This window comes from Pseudooceanicola sp. NS-SX9 (assembly GCF_057380705.1).
Genome location: NZ_CM170818.1, coordinates 682,501 through 701,079, shown reverse-complemented (window position 1 = coordinate 701,079; position 18,579 = coordinate 682,501). Strand labels below are relative to the sequence as shown.

Genomic DNA, 18,579 nt, shown 5'->3' with positions numbered 1-18,579 from the left:
CAGGCGATCCTCAGTAGGTGGCGTTCAGCGCCGCACGGGTGTCCTTGGTCGACAGTTCGTTGTTCAGCTTCTCGAACTCGGCCCGGGCCTGCTGTGTCTTGCCCATGTTCAGGTAGGCATAGCCGCGCATCAAGGCCAGGTCACGGGTGATCGAACCCGAGACCTTCTCGAGCGCATCGAAATACTCGATCGACTTGGCATAGTCGCGGGTATTGTAGGCGCGCACGCCACGCTGGTTCAGGATGGTGCTTTCGACCTGCTTGCGCTGGTCCATGGTGAAATTCGAGCTGGCCGCCACGCGCGAGGCATCCTCGGTCATGTTGCGCTTGAGCAGCGCCAGCGCCATGCCAAAGCGGGCATCGCGCACCACGTCGGCACTGCCGCCACCCTGGGCGGTCATGGTGAAATAGGCCAGCGCCTCGAGCGGGCGATCCAGGTTGTAGACACACCAGGCCCGTTCATAGGCAATGTCGATCGAGCGCGGATCGGCGCTGTCGGCGGCGCACTGGCGCCAGTTGCCGACCTTGGCATCGGCGCGGGTGCGGGCCAGGCGGCCGTCACCACTGCGCGGCAGGTTGGTGCGGGTGGCGGGCGCCAGCGGCATCCCGACGGCCGGCGCAGTGGTGCGGCGCACGGGGGCGGTGGTGCGCGGTGCGGCCGGGCTGCGCGGCGTGGTGGCGGCCGTTGTGGTCACGGCGCCGGGCGTCGCGATGCCGCGCCCGGCCAGCAGGCGGCGTTCCAGCGTGTCGAACGTGGCGCTTTGGGTGACGAAGCGAGCCTTGGCGGCATCCACCAGCGTGCCCAGCTGCGCCGGCGTCGTCACCTGGTCGGCCTTCTCGATGGTCGAGACCAGATCCGGCACGCCGTTGCAGGTGTTGACGATCTGCTGGTAGGTCACGAAGGCACCGGACTTGTTGCCCGCCTGCTGCTGCAGCAGCGCCAGGTTCCAGGTATTGTTGATCCGGTCGCAGCGCAGCAGCGCCGGGGTCTGCGACACCAGATCCAGCGCGCTCGACACATCGCGGCTGGCCACCGCCGCATCAAAGCTTTTCTGCGCCTGGGTCAGGTCGATCTGCGCCTGCAGGTCCTGCGGGACGCTCCAGCTGGGGTATTTCGCCTTGGTCTGGGCGATCAGGCCCTGGGCGCCGGTCACGTCGCCACGGCCAAGGCGGGCGTAGATATCCGCGATCTCGGTGGTCGGACCGGTGACCAGAAGCTGCTTGAGATCCTTCGGCGGGGTCCAGCCCGGAAAGGCCTTTTCCAGCCGGTTGACCTCGGCGTTGACGGCGGCGGTCTGGTTTTTCTCGATGTAGAAGCGCAGCGCCCGCAGGTCTTCGTTGCTGGGGGTGGCGGCGGCCTGGGTCTGGGCAAAGGCCGCAGGCGCCAGCGTCAAGGCCAGCATCCCTGCCAGCAGGACAGAGCGGAACGGGCCGGGGCGGGTACTCAGATGGGCTGGCATGTTGCGGCACTCTGGACTTGGGAAATCAGGGTCATCAGGTGAAGCGTGGCCGGATAATAGGGCTGATCCACCGTCTGGTAAAACGGGATCTCGGCGCCATGGCCGGCCGAGACGGCGCAGTTCACGAAGGCCGCGATGGCGCCGTAGCCGACATTCGGGCTGGTCTCAAGCACCTCGCCGCTGGTGCGGTCGAAGATGGTGACATACTTGCCCTGTGCCGCAGCACCGGTGCGCAGCGCCTGCTGGTAGGCCGCCGCCTGCTGGGTCACGGCAAGGCTGCCCGAGCCGCCCGACCAGATCAGGAACAGCGCCACGCGCATTGCCTCGTAGCCGTTGCGGAACGATTTGCCCGGCGCCTCGGACATGCCTGCGGCATTGACCAGCACCCAGTCCGGCACCAACCCGCCCGCGGCCAGCTCGGCCATCATGGATTCCGCATCGGTCGCACAGGTGGCCAGCTCGGCCACGCCGGTGGCCTCGGCCACCTCGCGCAGCGCCCGCGGCATCGAATAGGAGGGGTTCACGATCACCCCCCCGCCCTCGACCGAGAACCCCTCGGCCGCGGGCACCAGCAGCAGCCGCCCCGAGCGGTCGGGCGCCGCCACCACGCATTTCGACACCAGCGCCCGGGCGATCCCCGAGGCGCGCTCGACCAGGTCCGGCTGGCCGTCACGCTGGCCCCGGATCACCAGGCCCCAGGCATAGAACAGGTCGCCGTCGCTGGCATTGTTGCGGTCAGGCACGCGGCTGGCGCCGGTGGGCAGCCAGCGCCAGGCCAGAAGCGCATCCGAACGCACCGCCAGGTTCGCCTCGGTCCAGCGGCGGATCAGGTCGAAGGCCTGGTTGTCCTTCATGATCGCCGCCAGCAGCAGGCCGTAGCCCTGGCTTTCGGAATGGCTGGCGCCCTGTTGCAGGGCATCGACCACCCGGCCATCCTGCGACAGATAGGCATCCTTCCATGCGGCCCAGGGCGCGACCAGCAGGTCGGCCACATCGGTATCCGTATCGGTGGCGTCCTGCGCCAGGGCGGCACCGCCCGGCAGGACGGCCCCAAGAAGAAGGCTGCCGGCCAGATGGCCCAGCAGGGTTCTACGGTTCATTGCTTGCGTGCTCCCCTGGTGGAGATAACGAAAATCAGCGCCACGATGACGGACACAATGGTAAGTCCCAGAAGGACGGCGACAAAATACAGTGGCGACCAAGAAGCGTAATTACCTGCCACAGCACGGAAGTTTTTCGGAGTCAGGGGCTCTTGCAGGGCCGGGGGATGGCGGGTGTCGGTCCAGCTGGACCAGCTGCCATCAGAGGCATCCAACAGCGCGAAGCGGCCATGCGGCCCGTCCGGGCTGACCCGCGCCTGGGCCAGCGCCTGGGCGGCATAGGCCGGATCGACATGCGGCCCCAGCACCAGCCACAGGTCATCGGGCTTGCTGGCGTCGGGCATTGCCAGCAGGACATCGGCCTTGCGGCCGTGCAGCCAGGCCGACAGCGCGCCCTCGCCCGGCATCGCCAGATCGCGCAGGTTCTGCGCCAGGGCACCGGCGGTCTGCCGCAGCGCCGGCATGAACCAGCTGCGCGTCGAGGGATCCTCGATCGGCTGGGTCAGGGCGGCGGGGCGCGCGGCAAAGAACAGCTCTTCCAGATCGCGGCGGGTGACGCCCAGTTCGCCCATCTTCAGCAGATCCAGGCTGGAGGCCTCGATCACGTGCAGTTGCGCGTCCCGGCGCGGTGCCACCCCCGAGACCGGCCGCAGCGCGGTCTGCAGGTCCAGCGCGGTCTGGCTGGCGCGGCTGTCGCCATCGACCTCATCAGCCACCTGGCCCGCCTGCACGGAGGCCAGCGGCGCGCTCATGTCCAGCATGGTCATCTTCGGCACTTTCGGCGCCAGCAGCGTCGAGGCCGGGTTGATCGTCAGCAGCGGGCTGTCATAGGTCGGGCACGGCAGGTCGGCGGGATCGCCGGGCACCATGGCCTCGAAGGTCAGTTCGTTGACCCCGGGATGCATCAGCCGCGCCGGAAAACCCACGTCCAGCAGCGGCAGCATCTTGCCGCCCCCGCCCTGGCCCAGCGGCAGCAGCCGCACGGTGGTGCCATTGACCTTCACCAGCATCAGCGCGTTGTAGGGCAGCCCGTCGGCGAACTGGTAGCTGAGCCGCAGCAACCCGTCGAGCGACGACAGCTCAAGCCAGGTGTCGGGAAGGCGGAAGGTGACCTTCTGCTCGGAATAGTGGTTGTAGGTCGAGGTATCGGTGAATTTCAGCCCGGTCAGCGACGTGGCCGTGCCGGGCGGCAGCTGCGCGACGTCCTCGACCGGGCCGGGGGCCGGCAGGAAGCGGTCCAGGCTGGCAAGGTCAAGGCCGCCGCCGGGGGCCTCGGACAGCACCAGCACCGCCGCCCCGTCGGCGCCGCGACGGATCTCGGCCGGGACGGGGTTGCCGGGCAGAACGGTGATGCGCGCCAGCGGCGTGGCATCAAGAGGCAGGTCATAGGGGCTGCGGGAATCGATCGTCACCGCGCCGCCATCGCGCAGTGCGGCCAGGCGCTGCGTCAGTTCCGGCAGGACGCTCGCCGAAGTGCCCTTCGGCATCCGCACCGGGATCGACTGGTGCAGCGCCAGCTGGGCCTGCAGCGCGGCGGCAAAGCCATCGGCATCCAGCGGCAGGCCGGCGGGATCGACCGTGGCACCGCTGGCGTTCAGGTCGAACTCGGTCCAGATCTCGAAACTGGCATCGGGGCCGCAGAAGATGCGGTGCGATTCCTGCACCGTCACCTCGATCGTGTTGTTGCCCGAGATCAGAAGATCCTTCGGCAGCGGGATCTGCGCGAAACCGCTGAAGGCGTCAGGCTGCACCGCAGGCACGTCGGTGCCGTTGATGCGGATGCGGATCTGAGAGCGTTCCGGCAGCACGTTGATGCTGATGCGATAGGCCAACGTCAGATCCGAGACCGCCTGCGGATTAGGCACGTTCAGCTGGAAGCTGCGCGTCGCCCGTTCCCCCGACAGCCGCACGATGCGGTCCGCGCCCACCGGCGCGCCACCCTTGACCTGCAGCGGCAGCAGCATGGTGGTGGGGGCCGGGGCCTCGGCGGCCAGACCGGCGCCGCTGACCGGGTTGTCGCCGGCGCTGCGGATGTATTCCGGGATCGCCCCCTTGCTGCCGGGCTCGGACGTATCGGCCGGGGTCCCGGCGCCCCCGGAGGCAACACCGGCCTCCAGGGTTTTCATCAGCGGGGCCAGATTGACCGTCGGCACGTTGTCCGACGCCTGCGCGCGCAGACGCTGCGGCGCCGCTAGGGCCACCCCGGCGCAGACCATGGCAAAGCCCAGCCCGCGGCCAAGGCGGACGGCGGTTCCAGTGCTCATGAGGCAGCCCTCGTCTCGCGGGCGATGCGGTTGAACTCGTCGTCCTCCGCCTCGGCCGTCTTGTCATCCAGATCGACCCCGAAGGCCAGCAGGTGCGCCGCCTTGCGGTCTGCGGGCACGGTGGCCGCAACGCGCGCCCGGCGCGCCGGTTCACGGGCAATGTCGCCGATCAGCTTGGGGGTGCCGCGCAGGAACAGCACCAGCGTATAAAGGAAACCGCCGGTCATCCCCTTGCGGGTCGTGGCCGCCGCGCGCATCCGCCGCCAGTTCTCGCTGTCGCCGAAGATCAGGAAGGCCACGGTCTCGCGCACCTTCAGGTCCTGGTCGGCATCAATCAGCAGGCCCAGCACCTGCCCCGCCGGCGTCGAGGTGACCGACATCACCTTGGCGCGCACGCGGGTTTCCAGCTTGGGCGATTCCGGGAAGGTCGGCTTGAACCAGACCTTCTTGCCCTTGATCTCGTCACTGCTGCGCCAGACGTTCGACACCCCCTCGACCAGGACGCGGGCGCCGCTGGTGGAGGCATCGAGGATGCGGGCGGGCAGTTCCTCGTCCGTGGTCTCGTTGGCCCAGAAGCTGCCCTGCACGTTCATCGGCACCCGCGGCGAGGCGCGGCGCTGCTGCTTTTCGGCCACGGAACGGTAGGCAATGGTCACCAGGATGAAGTTGAAGACCGCCCAGCCCCCCACGACCGCCAGCACCGAATGGTCGCCCGGGAACAGGATCCAGCGGATCACCAGCGCCACCACGCCCGCCGCCATCGCCAGCCACAGCCAGGTCAGCGGCCAGTGGATGCCCGAGATGTAGTTCTCGGCCAGGGTTTCATCCTTGGCGGTCACGGCAAAGCTGGCCGAACGCGGCCGCAGCACGGTCTTGAACACGGCCTTCGCCAGATAGGGCGCCTGCGCGACCTCGTAGATCTCCGAGATCAGCGGCCAGCGCGTCCTGGAATACAGCGCGTTCTGCACCAGGAAGGCGGTGGCCAGGTAGCTCAGCATATAGGCCATCACCTCGGGGAAGGTGGCGACAAAGATCTCGACCCCGAAGAACAGGTAGATCAGCGGCACCACCAGATAGGTCAGGCGGATCAGCGGGAACAGCCAGAAGCTCATCGAGTTGACGTAGCACAGGCGCTGCGGCAGGCGCAGGCCCTTGCGGAACAGCGGCCGCTTCAGCAGCAGCATCTGCATCATGCCGGTGGCCCAGCGGCCGCGCTGCTGGATGAACGAGGCAAAGGTTTCCGGCTGCAGGCCGGCGATCATCGCGCGGTCGATGTAAAGGCTCTTCCAGCCCTGAGAGTGGATTTCCAGCGCGGTTTCGGCATCTTCGGTGATGGTTTCACCGGCAAAACCGCCCACGCTGTCCAGCGCCGCGCGCCGCAGCACCGCCGCCGAGCCGCAGAAGAACGCGCCGCCCCAGCGATCCAGGCCGCGGTGCACGGTGGAATAGAACATCTCGTTTTCCGGCGGGCACTTGGGGCTCAGCTCCAGGTTCCGCTGGATGGGATCGGGGTTGATGAAGAAGTGCGGCGTCTGCACCAGGAACAGCTTGGGGTCGTCGACGAAATAGCCCACCGTGCGGGCCAGGAAATCGCGCGAGGGGACGTGGTCGGCATCAAAGACCACCACCAGCTCGCCATCCAGATGCTCCATCGCGGCGGACATGTTGCCGGCCTTGGCGTTCTCGTTCTTCGCCCGGGTCGAGTATTTCACGCCGAGGCGGTCGCACAGGTCCTGCAGCTCGGCGCGGCGGGCGCGGGCAGGCCCCGAGATGTCGGGGTTCGAATGGTTGCAGCGCTGGTCAGTGCCGCCGTCGTCACACAGCACGACGGTGCGCTTTTCCTTCGGGTAGATCATGTTCTTGGCCGCAGCGAGCGTGATCGAGAGCATCTCGGTCGGCTCGTTGTAGGAAGGCACAAGGATGTCGACGGTGGGCAGCTTGTCGGGATCGACCTGCGGCGGGAAACGCCGCTGCGTCGGGTCGGCCGAGATGAAGGCGTTCAGCATGAACACGCAGATCGAATAGGTCTCGACCAGCAGCAGCACGATGGCGATCGCGAAAGAGAACGGATGCGAGGGTTCGGGCAGCGTCTCGACGACGCGCCAGATCCAGTAGCGCATCACCAGCACGCTGGCTGTGGCCAGCAGGAAGAAGCGCGGCACGATGCGGTTCGCGAAGGGCTTGAGCAGCGCCACGATGATCACCGCGACAATGCCCAGGAAGGCCTGCCCCGCGGTCGAGGTCGGCACGCTGATCATCACGGCGATGGGCACCAGGAAGACGCACCACAGCAGGAACAGCGGCGCGTTGCGTGTGGTCTTTCCGGTCCGGGCTTTGCGGCTCATCATGTTCGATCCATTCTCTTGGCAGACCTTACTGCAGCGGGGCTGCCAGCGGCGACAGCATCCGGTTGCCGCCCTGCGGCGCCGAGGGGTCGGTGATCACGCCAAAACCGATCTGGCCGTCGAGGATCGGGGCCAGGGCCTGATCCACGGTGCCGTTCACGCAGTTGCGCATCAGGATTTCCAGATCCGAGGTCTGCCCCGGCAGCACCCGCGCATCCGCCGACAGCCGCCGGATCGCCAGCACGCAGACCGTCGAGACGCCGGTGCGGTATTCCTGCCAGAGGTAGGGCCCCAGGCTGTCGGAGGCGGAATGCAGGTTCTGCTCGCTGATCTTGGTGAAGGGCGCGGGCACGCTGCCGAAGCGCGCCAGCAGCCCCTTCAGCGTCAGCCGCCCGCCATTCAACCCCTCGTCCGAGCGCGCCCGCACCCAAACGAAGTTGTCGCCATCAAGCGTGGTATCGTTGCGCAGGCCGATCAGCTGCTCCTGGTCGCGGTTCAGACCGCGGTGCACCATGATCAGCGTCGGTTTCGGGGCCACCCACATCTGGCTGGTCTTGCCGGTGGAATACTGGACGTTGTCCAACATCGCCTTGTGCTCGAAGGGCAAAAGACCGGGACGGGCACAGGCGGAAACCAGGCAGATCGCCCCAAGGGCGACAAGGCGGAAAGCGTTTTTCATGCGACACAACAGCAAGCGGAAAGTCATTCGGATTTTATCCAGAATACACGCGACCAACCGCCGCGACACGTGGAAGTTAACATAGGGTTAAGATATTCAGGGTATATAGCACGCGTGACCAATCACATCCCCGCTTACCTGTTAAGCGTTGCGCAAATGTCGCGCTAGGCGCGGTCAAATGTCTTCTACCCCAAGCAGATACCAGGCATTTTTATTGGTCCGTCGGTCGGAACGCCCTCAAGAAGGCACATTCCGCGAAGCCCCTCCGGGGTCAAAGCCCCCCGACCCGGCATCGGCCCGTCACACCATGTAGTCCTGTGTTCCACACGGCCACTTTCGGGGACTTGCGCCGTGACGTCAACTCGGGCTTACTCTTGCCGTATTCTTGTGTTGCCCAAAGCGTTGCATCTGGGTGCCAGCTTTCATTGAAACGGAAAAACCCTTTGCGCAGATCGCGATAGATCGACCAGAGTTGACCCCATCGCGCCCGGTGGCACAGCGCCTCCGGGATCAGGAACCAGCGTGCACTCGCCCCAGGCCCAGATGACACCCGCCGCCGAAGACCCCAAGACCTGGAAAGAACCAGAGGTGCACAGGACCGTGCCGACACATCCGAAAATGGCGCGGGAAACGCTTCTTGGACAGCTCATGCAGCTGGCGCTGAATGCATCCGAGGATGAAGTCGATTCGGTCGTAGAGAACACGCTGACCCATCTGGGCGATTACTACGACACCGGCCGAATCGCGATTTTCGAACGGCGCCCCGACGGCGGGCTGCGCAAGATGTTCGACTGGTCGCGCAGTGCCCCTTCGCGCGGGCTGGGCCCCGTGGCGGTCAGCGCCGAGGCGCTCTCGGCCAGCCTGGAGCGGCTGCGCGGCGGCTCAGGTGTGCTGCTGGCAGCAGGACGCGACAACCCGTTCCACGATCAGCCGGTGTTCCTGATGCCGATGTTCTCGGGGCGGCAGATGGAGGGCCTTCTGGTCTTTGACCGCGGCGAGGCCCTGGCCTCGGGCGCGGCACAGGATCCCGGGCTTTTGACGATGATCTCGGACATGCTGCTGACGCTGACGCAGCAGGCGCGCCCCAGACGCCCGCTGCAGGGCCATGCCGGCGCCGATCTTTCGGACGAGATCCGCACCGCCGCCCACTGGGCCATGCCCGACCTGATGTTCGAGATCGACCGCGACGGCCGGCTGCGCAGCGTGATCTCTCCCGATACCTCGAACGAGATCGAGGCCTCGACCGAGATGGTCGGATCGCTTCTGGAAGATGTCCTGCCCCCCGACCTGGCGCGCGAGATGCGCAGTTACATGCAGGAGATCGACGACAACCACAGCGTCCAGTGCCGCATTCACCGAATAACCACCGGCAATCGCAGCGCCTGGTACGAGGTCTCGGGCTCGCATTGCGCGCCGCGTGCCCGGGGCGAAGGTCTGGGCTATCTGCTGGTGATGCGCGACATCACCGAACGGATCGAGGGCGAGGCCGAGCTGCAGCGCCTGGGCCGCATCGTCGAGCTGATGACCAACCTGGTGGTGATCGTCGATCCGAAGGGCACGATCACCTGGACCAACAACGCCTTCGAGGACCTGATCGGCGAGGACACCGCCACGCTGCGCGGCCGCCGTCTGGCCGATGTCACCGCCGGACCCGAGCGCGACCCCGCCCTGGCCGAGCGCATCCTGGCGGCGATGCTGGCGGGCGAAGGCTGCGAGGGGGTCGATGCCTATTATGATGCCACCCATCAGCCGCACTGGGTGGCCTTCAACATGCAGCCGCTCAATGACGCGCAGGGGGCGCTGTCGGGCTTCGTCTTTGTTTCGACCGTCATCACCAAGCAGCGCGAGCTGGAAACCGCACTGCGGGCGGAACGCGATTTCCTCTCGACCCTGACCGAGACCGGCGTCTCGGCGCTGATGGTCTGCGGACCGGACGGGCACTGCATCTTCGCCAATTCCGAGGGGCGGCGGATCCTTGACAGTTTCGGCCCCCCGGGCGCCCTGCCCGCCCGCGACTGGCCCTTTGCCCCGGTGGTGACCGATCCGGCGGCGGCGGCGATCCCGTTCGCGCAGGTGGCGGCCAGCGACAGCCCGATCCGGGGGCTGATGTTCTCTCGCCCCCAGCCCGGGGGGCGGCAGGTGATCTATTCGGTCAATGCCTCGCCGCTGCGCGCCCCTGAAACCGCCGACCACCTTGTCCTGTCGCTGACCGACGTGACCGAGCGGCACGAAGCCGACGAGGCGCGCCGCGCCGTGGCGGCGAAGGCGCTGCATGATGCCGACCACGACCTGCTGACCGACCTGCCGAACCGGCGCCATTTCATCCGGCTGCTGCGGCAGGCGATGGCCCAGACCGCGCCCGGCCGGGTTCATGTCCTGGCGATGGATGTCGACAAGTTCAAGCGCGTGCGCACGGTACTGGGGCATGACATCGGCAACGGGCTGATCTGCCTGCAGGCCGAACGCATGGGCACGCTGCTGGCCGGCCGGGCGACCCTGGCCCGCACCGAAAGCGACTGTTTCGTGGCCCTGGTCACCGATGCGGATGCCGGCACCGCCGAACGGATCGCCCGGGACCTGTGCCAGGCCGTGGCCGAACCCTGCGACATCGACGGCGGCACCTTCTACCTGACCTGCAGCATCGGCATCAGTGCCATGGAAGATCCCGCCATGCCCCCCGAGGGGCTGCTGCGCCAGGCGGAACTGGCGATCGAGGTCGCCAAGGGCGCGGGCGGCAACCGCTTTGCCTATTACTCGGCCACGATGGAGCGCCGCTTTGCCCGTGGCACGGAACTGATCCAGGCGCTGCGTCTGGCGCTGAAACGCGGCGAGTTCCAGCTGGTCTTCCAGCCCAAGTTCGCGCTGTCGGGCGACGAGGGTCTGGTCGGTTCCGAGGCGCTGCTGCGGCTGAACTCTTCCCGGCTGGGCAAGGTGCGGCCCGATGAATTCATCATGGTGGCCGAGACGTCCGGGATGATCTCGGAGATCGATTTCCACGTGATCGAGCTGTTCGCCCGGCAGATGGGCACCTGGCACCGCGCGGGCCACGCCCTGCCCGCCAGCATCAACATCTCGCCGCGTACCTTCGAAAGCCCCGCCCTGGCGCCGCGTCTGCTGGACTGGCTGGCCGCCGAGGGCGTCCCCCCGGAGGCCGTCACGGTCGAGATCACCGAGACCTCTCTGGTGTCCGCGTCGGGCAATGCGCTGACCAATATCGACCTGTTCCGGCAGGGCGGCATCAGCATTTCGGTCGATGATTTCGGCACCGGCTATTCCTCGCTCAGCTATCTGCAGCGGCTGATCGCCTCCGAGATCAAGATCGACCGCAGTTTCATCACGCCACTGTCGCGCGGCGACAGCGACGAGGGCGCCACGACGATCCTGCGGGCGATCCTGGCGCTGGCCGACCGCTTCGGCCTGCAGACCGTCGCCGAGGGCGTCGAGACCGAGGCCCAGCGGGACTGGCTGCGCCGCGAAGGCTGCAAGGTGATCCAGGGCTATCTAGGCGGCCGCGCCGTCCCGCCCGAAGATTTCGAACGCCGCTATCTGCTGCCACTGAAGCGCTAGGATGCGGCCTTATTCCGCTTGGCCAACGCCTTGAACCCCCCAAAAGAACAGCCGTCAGGTCGTGTCCGGCGGTTTGGTCGTATCCCAAGGCCACATTCCTGACGTGTCCGAGCCCGCCGAAGAACCGTTGCGCCTGCGGCAGAGCGCGGCATCGACCGATCTAAGGGCCTTCCGGTCGCACGATCTGAAAAAGTGAGCGCGACGGCAATGCACGGCAATCCGCTCGGACATCGCAACCTCGGTCGGCGATCCCATCGCCCAAGGCGGGATGAGCGGCCAGCACCCCCGCCGGCCCAGCCAGGTTCCGGGCCTGCACTGCAGACAGGCAGATCTGCGCCCCCCCCCGGAAAGATCGTTTCATTTGGTCCCGGCCGCGGCCATACCTCTCTGGACGCAATGCGTTGCCCGTCGAGGCCACCCGCCTCGCCCATCCGGCGCCCGTCGTGATGCAAGGTCAATCGCCCCGACATGGCGGGTCGCTCCGGGGTCGCCGCAGCCGAGATCGAAGAGAGTGATCGCGCGTTTGCCAGGTTACTGACCAGCAACACCTCCGTCGGACCGAACGAAGCCATCGTCAATGACATGAAGCGCCTGGACGCCTGCAAGCCATAGCTCACCGCAGCCCCCCCCTTTCGGCACCCTTCGATGGCGCAGCTCTGCCGCCCGCGCGTCCGGGGACCCAGGATGAAGACGCAGGGAAACCGCCGATATCATCAGGACACTTGGTCGAGGGCATTGTCCCGACGCTGGTGGATGCAAAGTGAAAATCGACCTGCGCGGCGATCTTGCCCGGATCCTTAAGCTTTCGGTACAAACGAAAAACCCCGCCAAAAGGCAGGGTTTTCGAACTTAGATTTGGTTGCGGGGGCAGGATTTGAACCTGCGGCCTTCAGGTTATGAGCCTGACGAGCTACCGGGCTGCTCCACCCCGCGCCAAACACCGTGTCTTCTGGTGTGCGCCTCATCTATCGTCTGAGGCCGGGGGCCGCAAGCGAATTCCGCACTTTAACCGGCAGTTTTCAGGATAACCTAAAGTCAGCATAAACCTTTGGAAAGATTGGAAATAAAAACACAAAAACCATCGCAGCGCGGATGGCTGCAATGGTTTTTATTGATTTGGTTGCGGGGGCAGGATTTGAACCTGCGGCCTTCAGGTTATGAGCCTGACGAGCTACCGGGCTGCTCCACCCCGCGCCAAACACCGTGTCTTCTGGTGTGCGCCCCATCTATCGTCTGAGGCCGGGAGCCGCAAGAGGTGGAAGTCTATTTTTGACAAAAATTTCATCTCCCCTACGTCAACCGGTGACCTGCACCGGCAGGTCAGAACCGGATTCGGATCTGACAGCCGACAAAGCCGGTGGCGGCGACATCGGCCAGCTCTACATCGCCCCGGCCGGTCGAATCCCAGGCCTCCTTCATCAACCCTGCCCCGAGCGAGAACAGACAGCTTTGCAACGGGGTGTAATCGCTTTCCCGGGCTGCGGCGGTGATCGCGGCGCCGGTCAGGTAATGCAGTTGCTTGTCGTAATCGGGCACGGCGACAAAGCCCGCGGACAGCAGGACGAGCGGTTCCATAGGCAATTTTCCAACAATTTTCGGATAAGGCCATTGGTACGCCAGCGGCGTCGCTCAACCCAGAAGAGTCTTGCAAACTCGTTAACGCGGGTCAGAAGGCCTGGCGCAGAGCGGGATCCAGCATCAGCCGGAAATCGTCGCGCCGCACCGCCTGCATGTCGATGGAATGGATCGCCCCCTTGCGTCGCCGCGCGCCCTGCAGAACCCGGCCCGCGCGCTCTGGCGCCTCGGCCGAGGGCACCGGCGGCGCCGCATCGAATTGCGCGCGGATCTTGTCGCGCACCGCCTCGGACCGGCGCCACCCGGCCAGAAAGGACTGGCTGGCGGCATCGCTGGCCCTGGTTGCAGCCCGGGCGATCTCGGCCCGGGCGGCGCGGCGTTCCGCCAGGCCCGGCAAAGGCAGGAACCGCAGGTGCAGCAGCGCAAGGTCCGGGCGCAGGGCAAATTCCGTCCGGCTGCCATGGCCACCGGCGCTCAGCCGGGTCGGGCCGGTCAGAAGGCAGGGCTTGGTGTAGGTGCCGCTCAGCACCCCTGCGCCAACCCGGGCCAGCACGCCCGCCTCTGGATCAATCGGGTGGTCGTCCTCGGCAAACAGCTCGTATCCCGCTGGCGCGCTCAGCCCCACCGGCGGGCTGCGGCGCAGCGCCTCGACCAGGGTCAGCCCCGGGGTCAGCGGCAGGATCAGCTCGTCCACGTCGCCGACGATCACCAGATCATAGAACCGCGACAACCCCGAGGCGAGGTCCGACAGCAGCCCCCAACGGGTACGGTCGAAAGACGCGTCCGGCGGATCGCGCGGCAGGGCCAGCACATTGGCCCCGGTGGCAAGATCCCGGACCCCGGGATCATCGCCATGATTGATCACATAAAGGTTCGCCCGCCCGACCTGACCGCCGTAATGGCGCAGCCAGAGTTGCAGAAAGACATGATCCTGCCAGACCATGGTCAGAAACGCGATCCTCATGCGGACGCCCCTCGCAAGCGATATGGGTCACTCTACCTGTGGCAGAGTTCCCCATGCAAGGCGGCAGCGGTGGCCTATTTCAGCGGGAAGGACACCCGGAAGCCCACCGTCTCCATCCCTGGGTTCAGCGAAGAAATGTCGGCATTGGAACGGTGATCATAGCTGATCGAATAGCGCACGCCGTTCACCGCCTCGTAGCCAAGCGCGATGCCCGAGCGGAACTCGATCGGGGATCCCAGGTCGATGCCGGATCCCCGGGTATAAAGGCCCGGCATCAGCGACAGCTGCACGAAGGTCCGGTTATCGAGGAAATGCTTGGTCCAGTTGGCCCCGAAGCCGATCCAGCCCTCGCCATCCTCCGAGACCGACAGCGCCATGGCCGGGGTGAAGGGGCCATAGTTGTGCGGAAGATCGACACTGGCATAAAGCTCGTGCCCGACCAGCTTGTCCTGGAAGTTCACAGAGCCATAGCCCAACGTGAGGTGCTGATCCGAGGGGGTCTGCCCCAGGCAACCATTCTGCGTTCCACAATGGTTAACCCCCATGTCGGTCAGACCGGCCAAGAGGAATAAGACGGCGAAGGTTCCGTTCACGATACACGTCCGATTTGACACAAGAAGAAATGATGCGCGATCTTTGCGCGCGTCGCATTCCCGTGTCCAGCCGCATGACCCAACGGCACAAGTCGCGTTTCCGTGAAGCCCCCCCTGCCCGATTGCAACGCCTTCAGAGACTGCCAACCTTCTGGTGATACCTCGGATCAGATCTTGTCGAAGTACCGTGACGAGAGTAACCGGTGTTTCCGCCCCACGCGTGTTCAGCTTGACGGGGTGAAGTTCCATGGCAGGAGCTCGTCGATCCGTCTGGCCGGATGACCGGCGGCGATCGCTTCGAGGGTCGCCTTCAGATAAGCGAAGGGTTCCACGCCATTGACCTTCGCGGTGGCGATCAGGGAGGCGATGCGGGCCCAGGTACGACCGCCCTCGTCATGTCCTGCAAAGAGGGCATTCTTTCTCGTCAAGGCGATCGGCCGGATCAGGTTCTCGATGGCGTTTGAGTCGATTTCGATGCGACCGTCGTGGAGGAAGGTCTGCAGTCCGCCCCAGTGGCGATGGATGTAGGTCAGCTTTTCACCCAGCCGCGACTTGGCCGAGATACGCAGGCGTTGTGCCTGCAGCCAATCACCGAACTCGGCCACGAGGGGCACGCTGCGGGTCTGGCGGGCCGACAGGCGCTGACCGGGGCCCATGCCGCGGATCTCGGCCTCGATGCGGTAGAGCTCGGCAATCCGGCGCAGTCCCTCGGCAGCGATCTCGGATCCATCCCGGTCGAAGACCTCCTTCAGCTTCCGGCGACCGTGTGCCCAGCAATGCGCGACCGTGATCGGCGCGCCGCCCTTGCGGGAGGGGCGCGTCAACCGATCGTAACCGGTGTAGCCGTCCAATTGCAGGATTCCGTCGAAGCCCTGCAGGATCTGTTCCGCGTGCGCGCCTGCGCGGCTGGGATGGTAGGTGAAGACGACACCGGGCGGATCCTCTCCGCCCCAACCGCGGTCATCACGCGCCAGAGCCCAGAGGTAGCCGGTCTTGGTCTTGCCCCGACCGGGGTCCAGCACTGGGGCGGTGGTTTCGTCCATGAACAGCTTGGTCGATCCTTTCAGGTGTTCGGTCAGCCGGTCGACCACGGGGCCGAGGTGGAACGCGGCTGTGCCCGCCCAGTCCGCCAAGGTGCTGCGGTCGATCTGGATGTCGGAGCGGGCAAGGATCTGGCTTTGCCTGTAAAATGGCAGGTGGTCCGCGAACTTGGACACCAGGACGTGCGCGATGGCGCCCTCGGTCGGCATCCCGCCTTCGATCAGCCAGGGCGCTGCGACAGCCTGAGTGACCCCGTCCGTGCAGATCCGACAGGCATACTTCGGCCGGATGTCGACCAGCACGCGGAGCTGCGCCGGGACGATGTCGAGGCGCTCTGTACGATCTTCGCCGACCCGGTGCATGCGACCGCAGCCACAAGGGCAATCGAGGCTCGCCGGTTCGATGACGCGCTCAATGCGCGGCAGATCCGCAGGCAGATGGCCGAGGTTGCGCTGACGCGTTCGGCGCGGCGTCGTGGTGGACGGCGCAGCCTGCTCCTTGCGGGTCTCGGTCTCGGCGATGGCCGTTTCCAGGTCCTCGAAGGCCAGCTGCCGGTCGTCCTCACTCAGCTTCTCGGAGCGTTTGCCATGCACGACATGGTTCAGCTCGGCCACGAGATGCTCCAGCCACAGGTCTCGCGTCCTTCAGCGCATCACGCTCCTGCAGCAGCGCCAGAACAGCGGCGCGCTGGCTCTCGGGGATCGCGGACAGGTCGATGGGCGAGGCGCTGGACATGGCCGGATGATACCGCGCTTCAGGCCGTACTGCGCGGATATTCCCCAGGCCGAGTCACTCTGCCACAGCCGGACGGCGCACCTCCAGCGATCGCACCCGGCGCCAGTCCAGGCCTGCGAACAGGGCCTCGAACTGCGCCCGGTTCAGCGTCATGGCGCCGTCGCGGATGGCAGGCCAGGTGAAGGTGCTTTCCTCCAGGCGCTTGTAAGCCATGACCAGACCGCTGCCGTCCCAGAACAGGATCTTCAACCGGTCAGCCCGCTTTGAGCGGAAGACAAATACCGTCCCCGTGAAAGGATCTTCGGCCAGCGTGGACTGGACCAGCGCTGCGAGCCCGTCATGGCCTTTCCGAAAGTCTACCGGCTTCGTCGCCACCAGGATCCGCACGCCCTGAGACGGCATCAGCACGGCGTCATCCCGAGGGCATGAACAATCTCCGCGATGCGGACCGCAGGCGTGTCATGCGCCAACTCGATCACGACGCCGCCATGGGCAATCTGGATCGGGGACAGAACAGGCCCTGCCTCATGCGTCCCAACATCTTCGGCAGGATCGCAGACCACGAGAGGCGAGAAGACCGGTTCGTCGGGAGCAGCGGCGGGCAGCACCAGCTTGCCGTCCTTCGCAAGCCGTCGCCATGCCGAAAGCTGATTGGGACGGATGCCGTACCGCTCGGCCACGGAGTTCACAGTCACGCCGGGCTTCAGCGTTTCCGAAACCGCACGGGCCTTGGCCCCATCCGGCCAGCGCCGATGACCCGAGGCATGGACCTCGACGCCCAGAGAATTGAGAAACGATCTGATCGCGCACATTGCGAAACGCACTCCCCATCATGAGATGCGTATCACTTCGCAATCGACGCCACACACGGCAACGTGGGCTACAGACACCGGTTACGTCTCCTCTGGCGCTCCGGGATCTTCGGGGTCTGTCGGATCGGCATCCCGGCCCTGGGGTTGTTTAGCAAGCAAGAAGGCCCCGAGCGATTTGCTCGGGGCCTTCTTGTTATTGGACATCGTTCAGGTTTTTTCTAGGTCTGGCGGTGACTTACTCTCCCACGCCTTGAGGCGCAGTACCATCAGCGCGACGGCACTTAACTTCCGGGTTCGGGATGGGACCGGGTGTATTGCTCGTGCTATGACCACCAGACCAAGGAAAAACCTTTGAGGGATACAATCAACGTGTCCGAAGTGTGTGCTTCTGATCTTGGTCTGTTTTCTACTGGTTCAGATCAAGCCTATCGGGCCATTAGTACCGGTCAACTGAATGCATTGCTGCACTTACATCTCCGGCCTATCGACGTGGTGGTCTACCACGGCCCTCAGGGATACCTTGTTTTGAGGGGGGCTTCCCGCTTAGATGCCTTCAGCGGTTATCCTTTCCGAACATAGCTACCCAGCACTGCCGTTGGCACGACAACTGGTCCACCAGTGGTTCGTTCACCCCGGTCCTCTCGTACTAGGGGCAACTCCTCTCAAGTATCCTACACCCACGGCAGATAGGGACCGAACTGTCTCACGACGTTCTAAACCCAGCTCACGTACCTCTTTAAATGGCGAACAGCCATACCCTTGGGACCTGCTCCAGCCCCAGGATGAGATGAGCCGACATCGAGGTGCCAAACACTGCCGTCGATATGGACTCTTGGGCAGTATCAGCCTGTTATCCCCAGCGTACCTTTTATCCGTTGAGCGATGGCCCTCCCACTTGGGACCACCGGATCACTATGGCCGACTTTCGTCTCTGCTCGACTTGTCAGTCTTGCAGTCAGGCTGGCTTATGCCATTGCACTCAACGGGCGATTTCCGACCGCCCTGAGCCAACCTTCGCGCGCCTCCGTTACGCTTTAGGAGGCGACCGCCCCAGTCAAACTACCCGCCACACAGGGTCCCGGCACCGGATGACGGTGCGCGGTTAGACATCAAGCAAAGCAAGGGTGGTATCTCAAGGGAGGCTCCACAGGAACTGGCGTCCCTGCTTCAAAGCCTACCACCTATCCTGCACATGCTTGGCCTGATGCCAGTGTGAAGCTGTAGTAAAGGTGCATGGGGTCTTTCCGTCTAACCGCGGGAAGCCTGCATCTTGACAGGCAATTCAATTTCGCTGAGTCGATGTTGGAGACAGCGGGGAAGTCGTTACGCCATTCGTGCAGGTCGGAACTTACCCGACAAGGAATTTCGCTACCTTAGGACCGTTATAGTTACGGCCGCCGTTTACCTGGGCTTCAATTCGGAGCTTGCACCCCTCCTTTTAACCT

General features: G+C 65.3%; 11 protein-coding genes, 2 tRNA genes, 2 rRNA genes and 1 pseudogene (1 of these 16 only partly in view). 1 reads left to right on the top strand and 15 read right to left on the bottom strand.

Features of this window, described 5'->3' with window-relative positions:
- Positions 1 to 10: 10 nt before the first annotated feature.
- Genes AC2ITM_RS03340 through AC2ITM_RS03320 form a run of 5 tightly spaced genes read right to left on the bottom strand, consistent with a single transcriptional unit; the run spans position 11 to position 7,847 of the window.
- Positions 11 to 1,459: a hypothetical protein gene (locus tag AC2ITM_RS03340; protein ID WP_486468411.1), complete on the bottom strand. Its 1,449-nt coding sequence runs from the start codon at positions 1,457 to 1,459 to the stop codon at positions 11 to 13.
- Positions 1,444 to 2,559, bottom strand: coding sequence for a family 8 glycosyl hydrolase (locus AC2ITM_RS03335; RefSeq protein WP_486468410.1), 1,116 nt, complete (start codon positions 2,557 to 2,559; stop codon positions 1,444 to 1,446). Before AC2ITM_RS03335 ends, AC2ITM_RS03340 begins: the two co-directional genes overlap by 16 nt.
- On the bottom strand, positions 2,556 to 4,823 hold the full coding sequence (locus tag AC2ITM_RS03330; RefSeq protein ID WP_486468409.1) for a cellulose biosynthesis cyclic di-GMP-binding regulatory protein BcsB: 2,268 nt from the start codon (positions 4,821 to 4,823) through the stop codon (positions 2,556 to 2,558). The genes AC2ITM_RS03335 and AC2ITM_RS03330 overlap by 4 nt, the downstream gene beginning before the upstream one ends.
- Positions 4,820 to 7,168: a UDP-forming cellulose synthase catalytic subunit gene (gene bcsA / locus AC2ITM_RS03325; protein WP_486468408.1), complete on the bottom strand. Its 2,349-nt coding sequence runs from the start codon at positions 7,166 to 7,168 to the stop codon at positions 4,820 to 4,822. Before bcsA ends, AC2ITM_RS03330 begins: the two co-directional genes overlap by 4 nt.
- A 28-nt stretch (positions 7,169 to 7,196) precedes the next feature.
- A complete protein-coding gene (locus tag AC2ITM_RS03320; protein WP_486468407.1) occupies positions 7,197 to 7,847 on the bottom strand; it encodes a hypothetical protein in 651 nt (216 codons plus the stop codon).
- Between the two features lie 648 nt (positions 7,848 to 8,495).
- Here AC2ITM_RS03320 and AC2ITM_RS03315 point away from each other — a divergent pair.
- Positions 8,496 to 11,414, top strand: coding sequence for an EAL domain-containing protein (locus AC2ITM_RS03315; protein ID WP_486468406.1), 2,919 nt, complete (start codon positions 8,496 to 8,498; stop codon positions 11,412 to 11,414).
- 856 nt (positions 11,415 to 12,270) lie between these two features.
- Here AC2ITM_RS03315 and AC2ITM_RS03310 read toward each other — a convergent pair.
- The 10 genes and pseudogenes from AC2ITM_RS03310 to AC2ITM_RS03265 form a co-directional block, all read right to left on the bottom strand.
- Positions 12,271 to 12,347: transfer RNA gene (locus AC2ITM_RS03310), tRNA-Met, on the bottom strand.
- Between the two features lie 184 nt (positions 12,348 to 12,531).
- A tRNA-Met gene (locus tag AC2ITM_RS03305) sits at positions 12,532 to 12,608 on the bottom strand.
- Positions 12,609 to 12,734: 126 nt separating this feature from the next.
- Positions 12,735 to 12,989: a hypothetical protein gene (locus AC2ITM_RS03300; protein WP_486468405.1), complete on the bottom strand. Its 255-nt coding sequence runs from the start codon at positions 12,987 to 12,989 to the stop codon at positions 12,735 to 12,737.
- 91 nt (positions 12,990 to 13,080) lie between these two features.
- A complete protein-coding gene (locus tag AC2ITM_RS03295) occupies positions 13,081 to 13,953 on the bottom strand; it encodes a glycosyltransferase family 2 protein (RefSeq protein WP_486468404.1) in 873 nt (290 codons plus the stop codon).
- 74 nt (positions 13,954 to 14,027) lie between these two features.
- A complete protein-coding gene (locus AC2ITM_RS03290) occupies positions 14,028 to 14,429 on the bottom strand; it encodes an acyloxyacyl hydrolase (protein ID WP_486468403.1) in 402 nt (133 codons plus the stop codon).
- Positions 14,430 to 14,770: 341 nt separating this feature from the next.
- Positions 14,771 to 16,322, bottom strand: a pseudogene (tnpC, locus tag AC2ITM_RS03285) (IS66 family transposase).
- Positions 16,323 to 16,376: 54 nt separating this feature from the next.
- Complete coding sequence (gene tnpB / locus AC2ITM_RS03280; protein WP_486469385.1) at positions 16,377 to 16,724, bottom strand: IS66 family insertion sequence element accessory protein TnpB; 348 nt, start codon at positions 16,722 to 16,724, stop codon at positions 16,377 to 16,379.
- Positions 16,724 to 17,146 carry a transposase gene (locus AC2ITM_RS03275; protein WP_486466498.1) on the bottom strand — a complete coding sequence of 141 codons (423 nt, stop codon included), beginning with the start codon at positions 17,144 to 17,146 and terminating at the stop codon, positions 16,724 to 16,726. The genes tnpB and AC2ITM_RS03275 overlap by 1 nt, the downstream gene beginning before the upstream one ends.
- Positions 17,147 to 17,356: 210 nt before the next feature.
- Positions 17,357 to 17,471 (bottom strand): 5S ribosomal RNA (gene rrf / locus AC2ITM_RS03270).
- A 78-nt stretch (positions 17,472 to 17,549) separates the two neighbouring features.
- A 23S ribosomal RNA gene (locus tag AC2ITM_RS03265) occupies positions 17,550 to 18,579 on the bottom strand (it continues 1,797 nt past the right edge of the window).

Bases quoted from the DNA above. Each gene is read 5' to 3' on its own strand.
- AC2ITM_RS03340 (WP_486468411.1), bottom strand. From the start codon at position 1,459: ATGCCAGCCCATCTGAGTACCCGCCCCGGCCCGTTCCGCTCTGTCCTG.
- AC2ITM_RS03335 (WP_486468410.1), bottom strand. From the start codon at position 2,559: ATGAACCGTAGAACCCTGCTGGGCCATCTGGCCGGCAGCCTTCTTCTT.
- AC2ITM_RS03330 (WP_486468409.1), bottom strand. From the start codon at position 4,823: ATGAGCACTGGAACCGCCGTCCGCCTTGGCCGCGGGCTGGGCTTTGCC.
- bcsA (WP_486468408.1), bottom strand. From the start codon at position 7,168: ATGAGCCGCAAAGCCCGGACCGGAAAGACCACACGCAACGCGCCGCTG.
- AC2ITM_RS03320 (WP_486468407.1), bottom strand. From the start codon at position 7,847: ATGAAAAACGCTTTCCGCCTTGTCGCCCTTGGGGCGATCTGCCTGGTT.
- AC2ITM_RS03315 (WP_486468406.1), top strand. From the start codon at position 8,496: ATGCAGCTGGCGCTGAATGCATCCGAGGATGAAGTCGATTCGGTCGTA.
- AC2ITM_RS03300 (WP_486468405.1), bottom strand. From the start codon at position 12,989: ATGGAACCGCTCGTCCTGCTGTCCGCGGGCTTTGTCGCCGTGCCCGAT.
- AC2ITM_RS03295 (WP_486468404.1), bottom strand. From the start codon at position 13,953: ATGAGGATCGCGTTTCTGACCATGGTCTGGCAGGATCATGTCTTTCTG.
- tnpB (WP_486469385.1), bottom strand. From the start codon at position 16,724: ATGCCGTCTCAGGGCGTGCGGATCCTGGTGGCGACGAAGCCGGTAGAC.